The 9,763-nt window shown below is 57.0% G+C and carries 7 protein-coding genes; 5 read left to right on the top strand and 2 right to left on the bottom strand.

The window, feature by feature from the left end:
• Positions 1-286: 286 nt before the first annotated feature.
• Entirely contained in the window at positions 287-1,558 is a 1,272-nt protein-coding gene (locus HZB23_09180; GenBank protein MBI5844824.1) for an adenylosuccinate synthase, read from the bottom strand.
• A gap of 270 nt (positions 1,559-1,828) precedes the next feature.
• Between HZB23_09180 and HZB23_09175 the strand changes: the two genes are divergently transcribed.
• The 4 genes from HZB23_09175 (at position 1,829) to HZB23_09160 (ending at position 6,442) form a co-directional block, all read left to right on the top strand.
• The gene (locus tag HZB23_09175) at positions 1,829-3,034 is read left to right on the top strand and encodes an HRDC domain-containing protein (protein ID MBI5844823.1); all 1,206 of its coding nucleotides are present in this window, start codon (positions 1,829-1,831) and stop codon (positions 3,032-3,034) included.
• A 408-nt stretch (positions 3,035-3,442) separates the two neighbouring features.
• Positions 3,443-4,528: an RDD family protein gene (locus HZB23_09170; protein ID MBI5844822.1), complete on the top strand. Its 1,086-nt coding sequence runs from the start codon at positions 3,443-3,445 to the stop codon at positions 4,526-4,528.
• 5 nt (positions 4,529-4,533) lie between these two features.
• Positions 4,534-4,995, top strand: a complete 462-nt coding sequence (locus tag HZB23_09165; GenBank protein MBI5844821.1) for a tetratricopeptide repeat protein — start codon at positions 4,534-4,536, stop codon at positions 4,993-4,995.
• 178 nt (positions 4,996-5,173) lie between these two features.
• Positions 5,174-6,442: a serpin family protein gene (locus HZB23_09160; protein ID MBI5844820.1), complete on the top strand. Its 1,269-nt coding sequence runs from the start codon at positions 5,174-5,176 to the stop codon at positions 6,440-6,442.
• A 145-nt stretch (positions 6,443-6,587) separates the two neighbouring features.
• Here the strand turns inward: HZB23_09160 and HZB23_09155 are convergent, their stop codons facing one another.
• A complete protein-coding gene (locus tag HZB23_09155; protein ID MBI5844819.1) occupies positions 6,588-8,792 on the bottom strand; it encodes an LPS-assembly protein LptD in 2,205 nt (734 codons plus the stop codon).
• Positions 8,793-8,932: 140 nt separating this feature from the next.
• Between HZB23_09155 and surE the strand changes: the two genes are divergently transcribed.
• Positions 8,933-9,682, top strand: a complete 750-nt coding sequence (surE, locus tag HZB23_09150; protein ID MBI5844818.1) for a 5'/3'-nucleotidase SurE — start codon at positions 8,933-8,935, stop codon at positions 9,680-9,682.
• Positions 9,683-9,763: the final 81 nt, after the last annotated feature.

Raw genomic sequence — 9,763 nt, 5'->3', positions numbered from 1 at the left:
TTCCAAAAAACTTCAGGTGTTGGGGTTAAAACATCTTCCGCTTATTATGGGGAGCAAGGTTTAGTTCCGTTTTATGGAGGGGGAACGTTCGTCACCCCGGCGGAAGCCGGGGTCCAGGAAAAGGCCGAAAAAGGCAAAAAAACTGGATTCCGGCTTTCGCCGGAATGACGGAATTGGTCAACTACCCCCATAAAAAATGGAATTATATAACGCTCCTGCTTATATGAAAAAAATGTTGGGTGAATCCTCACCTTTCGGCTCGGAACCACCCAACCGAAATGCGGACCTATACCGCTATCGTCTGCTCCCGGCCCGGCCCTACGGAAACCAATTTTACTGGCACGCCCGAAAGCTCCGCCATGCGGGCCACGTAGCGCCGGGCGTTTTCGGGAAGCTCCGAAAGGCTCTTGGCGTGGCTAATGTCCTCGTCCCAGCCGGGAAGGGTCTCGTAAACCGGGGTGCAGCGGCCCATGAGGCAAAGGTCCTGGGGAAAATTGGAAACGGTGTTGTCCCCGTCCTTGTAGGCCACGGCGATTTTCACTTCCTTTTCGCCGGACAAGACGTCGAGCTTGGTGATTCCGAGGCTTGTGAGGCCGTTCAAGCGGGCCGAGGTGCGAAGCTGGACCATGTCCAGCCAGCCGCAGCGGCGGCGGCGGCCCGTGGTGGCCCCGAACTCCGCGCCCTTTTCCTGGAGCCGGTTTCCGGTTTCGTCGTTGAGCTCGGTGGGAAAGGGGCCCGCGCCCACGCGGGTGGTGTAGGCCTTCACTATTCCCAGGACTTCGGAAAGATGACGGGGGCCTATGCCGCTTCCTGCTGCGGCGTTTCCCGCCACGGTGTTGCTGGACGTTACATAGGGATAGGTGCCATGGTCGATGTCCAGGTGCGTCCCCTGGGCTCCCTCGAAAAGAATGGTTTTGCCCTCCGACACGGCCTTATCCAGCATCACCGAAACGTCCGCCGCGTGGGGCGCGAGGCGCTTGGCCATTTTCAGGTAGCTTTCTATGATCTCCTCCGGGTCCACGGCCTTCTGGCCGAAAAAACCGGTGAGAAGGAAATTTTTCTCGGCGCAGGCGGCCTTGACCCTCTGGGCGAAGAGGTCCGGGTCAAGAAGGTCCATGAGCCGTACGCCCTTCCTGGCTGCCTTGTCCTCGTAGCAGGGTCCGATGCCCCGGCCCGTTGTGCCGATGACGGTTCCGCCCTTCTGGGCCTCGCGGGCGTGGTCCATGGCCGTGTGGTAGGGCATTATGAGCTGGGCCGCAAGGGAGATCATGAGATTTTGGGGATTCACGGCCACCCCGTTTTCCATCAGGGTGTCCATCTCCTTTATAAGGACAGCCGGGTCCACCACCACGCCGTTTCCTATGAGGCAGGCCTTGTCGTGGAGAATGCCCGACGGAATCAGGTGGCAGATGAATTTCTTGCCCTTCACCACCAGGGTGTGGCCCGCGTTGTTGCCGCCCTGAAAGCGCACCACGCAGTCGGCCTTTTCGGCCAGCATGTCAACAATCTTGCCTTTGCCTTCGTCTCCCCACTGGGTGCCCACCACAACCGTGTTCACGGTGAATCTCCTTTTTGTTGTAACCCTCAAAGCGGCCCTTTTCCTTTTTTGGGCCAAAGCCTTTAGCTCTTATCAGAGCGAGCCTTTCCGGTCAAGCCGTTCCTTGGGGCCATTTGAACGCAGGGAGGAGAATAACGTGAAGCGGGCGGTAAACGAAGGCTGCGCGAATAAAATGAGGCTTTTACTGATTATCGCTTCAAATTTGAGCTTTGCGACTTGACAGTTTGACCTAAAAAATGGTCTGTAGAGGCTGGAAAAAAAGGAAGAAAAATGTACGACGCAACAAGAACAAAAGAAGCGGAAGAAACCCAGGCGGGTTGCGACTACGAGTTTCTGGACACCACCGGCCAGGTGGAGGCCCTGGTGAGGGTGCTGGAAAGCGCCCCCCTGGTGGCGGTGGACGTGGAGGCGGACAGCCTTTACCATTTCAGGGAAAGGGTCTGCCTGCTCCAGATCACGGCCAGCGGGCGCAACTACATAGTTGACCCCCTTTCAAGGGCCGATTTGTCGCTGTTAAGCCCCATTTTCGCCGACCCCTCCATCAAAAAGGTTTTTCACGGCGCGGATTACGACATACGGAGCCTTTTCCGGGATTACGGAATAAGGGTGAAGCACCTTTTCGACACCCAGGTGGCGGCCCGTTTCCTGGGCCTCAAGGAAACCGGCCTTGCCAGCATTCTGGCAGCAAGGTTCAAGGTCCACCTTTCCAAGAAACACCAGAAGAGCAACTGGACAAAAAGGCCCTTGACGCCCGAAATGCTCTTTTACGCGGTTTCCGATACCGCCCACCTGTCCGACCTCTATGCAGACCTGTCCTCCGAGCTTCTCGGCCTGGGAAGGCTCTCCTGGGTGGAGGAGGAGTGCGACATCTTAAGCGGCGCGCGCCCCTCCGGCCACGAAGGCCCCCTTTTTCTGCGCTTCAAGGGGGCGGGCCGCATGGACGGAAGAAGCCTCGCGGTCCTGGAAAACGTGCTTCGGTTCCGCAAGGAGGAGGCCAGACGCCGCGACGTCCCGCCCTTCAAGGTGATCCCGGACCGGTCGGTGGAGGCCGTGGCCCTTCACAAGCCCGAAGACGCCGACCGGCTGGTGCGGGTGGCAAGCCTTTCCGGCAAGCAGGTCCATCTTGCCCCGGCTCTGGTGCGATGCGTAGTCGAGGCCCTGGAGCTTCCGGAAAGCGGGCTTCCCTCTTACCCGAAAACCCCGCGAACCCGCTCGGACGCCAAAACAGCGGCCCGCACCGTGCTTTTAAAGGAGTTCCGGGACAAGACCGCAGGAAGCCTTGGGCTCGACCCAAGCATCGTGCTCACCAACGCCCAGATACGCGACATAGCCGCAAGGCCAAGGCGGACGCCTTCAGACCTTGAAAGCGTTCCGTCCCTCAGGCGCTGGCAGAAGGAGACCTTCGGGGACGACCTCATAGGGGTCATGCTGCCTGCGGACAGGCGCACCAGGGAGCAGGAAAGGCCCGCGCAATAGCAGGCTTTCGAAAAACGCGAATCGCGGTGTCAGGCGAAGCTGTTAAGTCGGTCACGTACGAACATCCTGATTTAGCCCAAGAGCTCTTCGATTTCTTGGGCGGGTACGCTCCCTCCTTTTCAGTTCGCCAACCTTAGCGCTTCATCGCCCAAGTTCAAATTGATATCCAGGCTTCGCATCGCGCTTTTTTCAACAGACTGACAGGCCATCGGGGCGTTGGCCAGGTCAGATAGTTCTCGCCATTTTCCAAGGTTTGGGTTAGAACCCTTCTTGCAAAAAATTCAAAAAGCGAAATCATTTTCAATCAAAACACCCATAAGACTTCCGGCCCAAAAATCCGTCCCCGCTTGAAATCGCCCGAAAGGCGCTTGAGGATGGAAAGGAACGGACAAAAGGGGAGGGTACAAGGTGGAGCAACAGCTTTACAAGCTCATTCTGGACGGCCAGATGGCCGAAGGCCATGACCCGGAAACGGTGAAGGAAGACCTTGGCCGGCTTTTCGAGCTGGATTTGAATGACGTGGAGCGCCTTCTGGCGAACGCGCCTGTCGAGATAAAGCGGAACCTCGACAGGGCCACGGCGGAAAAGATGCAAGAGGGCCTTGTTGCCCTGGGGGCCCTGTGCCAGGCCGTGGCCATGTCACGGGCCGAAAGCGTCACCTGCCCCACCTGCGGCTATCAGGCCATGGGAGAGGACGACCCGCTCATAACAGGGGCGGGCGGGCTTGGAACCTGCCCCAACTGCAACAACATAAGAACGCCGGAAAAGCCGGAGGCCCCGGTAAGGCCGGTTGAAAAAAAAGAGGCCAGGCCACCCGCCCAGCCTGCGTCCAAACCAGCAGCTCCGGCCCAGGCGGCTGCCGAAAAGCCCAAGCCCGCAGCCGGGGCAGCCGAAAAGAAGCCGCCTGTAAAAGCGGTGGAAAAGAAGCCGTCACTTCCCGTGGCATCTTTCGGACGCCGCATTCTGGCCGGTCTCCACACCTTTTTTTCCACCCTGTGCGTGTTGCTCCTGTTCACGGTTCCGGCCCTTCTTATCAAGAGCTACTACGCCCAGTTGCTGGGCCTGCCGTCAAGCCCGGCCACCGACCTGGAGGCCGTGCGGGCCGCCTTCTTTTTCCTGTGCGGGGCGGCCATCCTGATTTACGTGGTCACCCTGTGGATGGTTCCGGCCAAGGGCAAGTGTTCCTGGGGCCAGAAGGCCATGGGAATCGAAATCCGCACCAAAAAGGGCGAGACCCCGTCGGGAGGCGCGTTCTTCCTGCGCTTTCTGGGAATCCTCCTGGTGGTGGCGAGCGCGGGGCTGCTTCTTGTGGTGAACCTCGTGTCCGGCGACAAAAGCGGCCTTGCGGACCTTCTGTCCGGCACCCGCCAGCACGAGAGCGTGGAGCCTCCTGAAAAGCACGTCCAGAAGGCCGTCACGCCCATTCTTGTGGCCTTTTTCCTGGCAGCCGGAATCGTGCTGCTTTTTCTCCCCATCGTAATGAAGGTCCGGTAAAAGCCATGAAACAAACTATGCGCGCGGCTGTTTCGGTTCTTGCTGTTTTTTTTCTTACGGCGTTTTTCTTCGGCTGCGGGAAAAGCGCGGAGGAAAGCCTTGCCGAGGCCGACAGCCTTATGGCCAGCATGGAAAGCCAGGGCGGGACAGACCCGGCGCTTGCGAAAAAGGCGGAGGACTGCTATGGCCGCGCCCTTAAAAAGGACCCTAAAAACCCAAGGGCCGCTTACGGGCGGGGCATGGCCAGGGCCAGAAACCGCGATTTCCAGGCCGCCCTTGAGGATTTCGACCGGGCCGTTAACCTGGACCCCCAAAACCCCGAAGCCTACTATCGCCGGGCCCTCTGCCGCATCGCCACGGCCCCCAAGGACAAGTCCGCCGCCCTGTCGGACCTCACCAGGACCCTGGAGCTTGCCCCCACCCACCAGGGCGCGGCCCGGATGATGCGACTCCTTTCAGCCGCGTGAGTTTAAGCAAGAAATGGCCCGGAGGCGGAAAACCCGGGCCATTCACGACGCCCTTCTTTGCCTTGATCGTCCTTTTTTGAAATAAAGGTTGAAACTTAAATTATTTTTGTATTAAATATTACATCATACTGCAAGTTTCTGTGTTTTTCTTGCCGCCTCAGGAAACGGGGAAAACCAGATGAAAAAAAAGATAGCTCTGATGCTGTTGCTGTTGGTTTTGTTGCTGTTTTCCTTCCCCCATCTTTTTCCCGGCACCTACAGAACATGGATTCTTAAAGCTCCACCAATGGCGAACGACAAGAGAGCCACCAAGGAAGGCATCACTGCCATGGTTGGCGCTAACAACAGGTTTGCCATTGAATTTTATTCACAGTTAAAAAACAAACCCGGTAATCTCTTCTTTTCTCCGTATAGCATTTCAACAGCGCTTGCCATGCTTTATGAAGGCGCACGCGGAACTACGGCTACGGAAATTCAAACGGCTGTCAGTCTGCCGGGTGATGGAAATATCCGCAAACCGGCCATTGCGGCCATTTACAACCGACTCAATCCTGATGATGGCGATTTCACCCTTCGTGTTGCAAACGCATTGTGGATGCAAACAGGATATGATTCTATAGCTCAATATAAAGATGACATACAGCAATATTATTGTGCTAAATTAGGGTCGGTGGATTTTCAAAACTCACCAGGAAAGGCCATATCTTTAATAAACAAATGGGTCGCAAAATCAACAAATAATAAGATTGCTGGAATTTTATCAGAAGACAATTTAAACAATCAGACAAAATTTATTTTTATCAATGCTATTTATTTCAAGGGAAAATGGGAACAACCATTTGAAAAAAGTGATACTGTAAATAAAAAATTCAATATTGGTCAAAATAATTCAGTAGAAGTCCCTATGATGAATCAAGAAGGTTTTTTCAGATACAGTGAAAATGATTTGTTTCAGTCGCTGGAGATGCCTTATAAAGGCGATATGTTGTCAATGATTATTCTGCTTCCAAAGAAAAATGATTTGCCTTGGTTTGAAAACAATTTTACTATAGAAACAATTATTGATTTAAGAAAAAAACTATCGGAACTTGAAGTTAATGTTGAAATACCAAAATTTCGTTTTGATTTTGGAGAACGCTTAAAAAAATATTTGGTACCAATGGGCGTGAAAAAAGCATTTTCAAGCGGAGCTGATTTTTCGGGAATAGAAAAGGGGCACGAGCTGTTACTTGATGAAATCTTTCACAAAGCATATGTTGATGTCAACGAGGAGGGCACTGAGGCCGCAGCTGTAACTTTCGGCGAGAAGGCTGAAGCCCCGCCCCCCGAACCTGTGAAGTTCATAGCGGATCATCCGTTCATCTTTTTGATTCAGGATCGAACCAACGGAAACATTCTGTTCATTGGCCGGGTCGTTAATCCATCCCTAACCGGCAGTGATTCGTAGTCCCTCTTTACTTCCCGTCCAGGGCGATCACAAGCGATGAAATGCAAGGAAAGCGAGCTGGGCGCGGGCGTAAGCGTATCGCGATACGTGCGCACCGCGCCCGGCGAAGTTTGACGCAGCAGTTCGCGCTTGTGGTCGCCCTGGACTAGTCGAAGGGGTTGAATGAGCCGCCTATACCTCCGAGGCCCCGAAGGTTGATTCTTATGGTGTACTGCTGCTCGCCCGGCTCGTCCAGGTATCCCAAATCGAGGCTCCAGCAGTCGGATGTGTAGATGAGTCCGAAGGAGGTCTCCACCCGGGCGTCGGCGAAAAGGTCGCGCTGGTAGCGCCCGTAGAAGGTGAAGGCCGAAGATGCCTTGATGTCGGCGGAAAGGGACACGTATTCCGAGGCGTCGCGGGTCTTGTAGTAGTCGGCGAAGAGCCTGTGGCCGGTGGGCGTGGTGAAACCCATGCCGGTGGCGGCGTAGGTGAAGGCCTTTTCGTAGGGGGAAAACCTGGCCTCGGCGTAGGCGGAAAGGTTGTTTAAGGGAGCAAGCTCCAGCCGCGCGGTTACGGGCGAAAAGGGGCGGTGTTCGCCCGGCTCGGCCCAGAGCGCGGGGTCTTCTTCGTCGGCCTCCCTTATGTCGTAGGTCTCGGAGAGCAAAAAGTAGCACACGGGCCGGATTACGCCCTGGTCCTCCCTGGAGAGAAGGTGGTTCACCACGCTTAGGGTTACGCTGTTTTCGGGGGCCAGCCTGTCCGTTGCGTCGAAATGCGGAAGGTCGTTCTGGTCCACGTCGTCAACCAGCCTGTATGACAGGGTGGTGAAGATCACGTGTCGGAAGCTATCGGCGTAGTCTTTGTGGAGCCTGTTGGAAACATCCAGGGCGAAGTCGCCCACCTGCCTGGACGCATGGGAATCGGCGTCGTCCCCACCTTGGGGCGAGTTTATGAAATAGGACGTGTGGGTGAGCCCGGCCGAGGGCTCCACGGAAAACACGCGGCCAAGGTTGAAGGGAAGGGAAAGGCGGGGATGGAGATTGAGGCGCACGCCCTTATCCATGTCCTTTCTGTGAATGTTGTCGGCCAGGGCGGAAAAGTCGGCCACAAGGGGAAGGGCCGAATTTTTAAAGACGGGGGTGCGGCCAAGGGCGAAATTTATGTAGGGGACCTTCTGGGCCGTGGGGTCGGTTTCGTCGAAGATTCGCGCCACCACGTCGTCCCGCCAGAGCACGCCGCCTGAAAGTTCCGTCAACCTGAAGGACTTGTGCAGAAAGATGCGGTTGTCCCGGACGCTTGAGTCGTAGTCGTCAAGGGAGCGGGCGAAATTCCGCAAAAGCGCCTTGTTCACGGCGTCAAAGCCCATGGCCCCGCCCTTGAACTCCCGCAGGTAGTCCTGGTCGCTCAGGTAATCCAGGTCGGCCTTCAGTTTCACCCCGCCCGCCCAGGACTTGTTGAACATTCCCGCAAACCAGTAGCGTTCGGTGTTGGTGCGCGGGTAGTCGTCCCCCACGTAGCCGTAATCGCCCTCGCCGTAGTCCACCTGCCTGTCGGAAAGATAAGCGCCGTAGAGCCAGATTTTGGAGGTGGCGTCCGGGACCACGCGCAGTTCCGCGCCCACCTGGTTTCCCCGGCGCTCCATGTAGTTTTCGTAGAGGGTGACGTCCCAGTTGTCGGCGGGAACGATGAAAAGAGGCTGCTCCCAGAATATGCCCCGGCGGCTGGAGCGGCCAAGCTGGGGGGCCAGAAGGCCGGTGGCCCTTTTGGTCTTGACCGGGAAAAAAAGGTAGGGGCTGTAGAGAACCGGAATCCCGCCCATCCAAAGAGTTGTATTCCGGGCGTGTCCGTAGCCTTCGAGGGTTAAGGTGACGCCGCTTGCGGTGATCTGCCAGTCGGGCTTGTCGCCCTTGCAGGCCGTGACCGAGCCCTTGCTGAACGAAAAGGTGGCCTCGCCGGTTTTCTTAAGAGCCCCGGCCCTTATGTAGAGGCGCTTGTCCCCCACGAAAAGCAGGGCGTTCCTTGTTTCGCCGGTCTTGGCCTCGATGTCCATGTCGAGGAAATCGCCGGAAACCGAATCGGAGCCCGAGTTCACCTTCACGTTGCCGTCGGCCCTCATGAGCCCTGCGGCCCGTTTCCAAACCACCCGGTCGGCGGTCATGCTCTGTTTTCCGCGCTCGGCCTTGACGTTTCCCGTGGCGGTGTAAACGTCTTCGCTTTCGGAATGCTCGATGAGATCGCAGGTGATGACCCAGGGCTCTGTCGGGTCGCCCGGAAAGGCGGTTGCGTCCGGGCCCTCGGCCAGGGCCGGGGAGCGGCTTACAATCAGGAGCGCCGCCAGTGCGGCCAGGAATGTGAGAAATGTCCTTTTCATGGTGTCACGTTTCTTGGTCCACGGGCTTGAAAAAGTCAACTTTTCTCTTTTGTCCGATTGGTGTATGTAAAAGCCTGACCAAAGGCGCATGAAAAGCCCCGGGGCGGGCCGGGGAGTTTTTGAAGGGATCAATAAGGGCCATGAAAATTCTTGTCACCAACGACGACGGCATCCACGCGCCGGGGCTAGCGGCCCTTGCGGAAACCCTTGGAAAATTCCACGACGTGACCGTGGTGGCCCCGGACAGGGAGCGAAGCGCCGTCAGCCACGCCATAACACTCCACGTGCCCTTGCGGGTCACCCGCGTAAAAAACGGCATGGCCCGCGCCCTGGCTGTGAACGGCACCCCGGCGGACTGCGTGAAGCTGGCCCTTCTGGAGCTTCTGGACTTTGCCCCGGACCTGGTTTTTTCCGGCATCAACCCGGGGCCCAACGTGGGGGTGAACCTGCATTATTCGGGCACGGTGTCGGCTGCGCGGGAGGCCGCCATACTGGGATTTCCGGCGGTGGCGGTGTCTCTTTCGCGGCACGAGGTGCGCCACTACGCCACTGCGGCCAATTATGCCGTAAAGATCGCCGAATGGATGGCCGAAGAGGGCCTTCCCAAAGGGGTGTTTTTAAACGTCAACGTGCCCGACCTGCCCGAAGCCGAGGTAAAGGGGGTGCGCTGCTGCCGCCAGGGCCGGGCCAGCATCGAGGCGGCGTTTCAGAAGCGCACGGACCCCAGGAACCAGGTCTATTACTGGCAGGGCGCGGAGACCATGCTTTTGGGGGACAGCCCGGATGAAGACGGCGTGGCCCTTTCCGAGGACATGATCTCTGTGACGCCGGTTAAATGCGACATCACGGATCATGATTTTCTTCGGCGGCTGGAGAATATGAAGTTTTAGCAGACAACAGGCCCTGTGCCGTCTTTGACAGGGCAAAGTTATCCTGGGAGCGCGGGCGTCCCGCCCGCTTAGCCCATGCGG

This window comes from Deltaproteobacteria bacterium (assembly GCA_016235345.1).
Classification (GTDB): domain Bacteria; phylum Desulfobacterota; class Desulfobacteria; order Desulfobacterales; family Desulfatibacillaceae; genus JACRLG01.
The sequence above is the reverse complement of the archived record's forward strand: the minus strand, read 5'-3'. Positions and strand labels throughout refer to the sequence as shown.

Coding starts and splice junctions, on each gene's coding strand:
- HZB23_09175 (MBI5844823.1), top strand. CDS start 1,829: ATGTACGACGCAACAAGAACAAAAGAAGCGGAAGAAACCCAGGCGGGT.
- HZB23_09165 (MBI5844821.1), top strand. CDS start 4,534: ATGAAACAAACTATGCGCGCGGCTGTTTCGGTTCTTGCTGTTTTTTTT.
- HZB23_09155 (MBI5844819.1), bottom strand. CDS start 8,792: ATGAAAAGGACATTTCTCACATTCCTGGCCGCACTGGCGGCGCTCCTG.
- HZB23_09160 (MBI5844820.1), top strand. CDS start 5,174: ATGAAAAAAAAGATAGCTCTGATGCTGTTGCTGTTGGTTTTGTTGCTG.
- surE (MBI5844818.1), top strand. CDS start 8,933: ATGAAAATTCTTGTCACCAACGACGACGGCATCCACGCGCCGGGGCTA.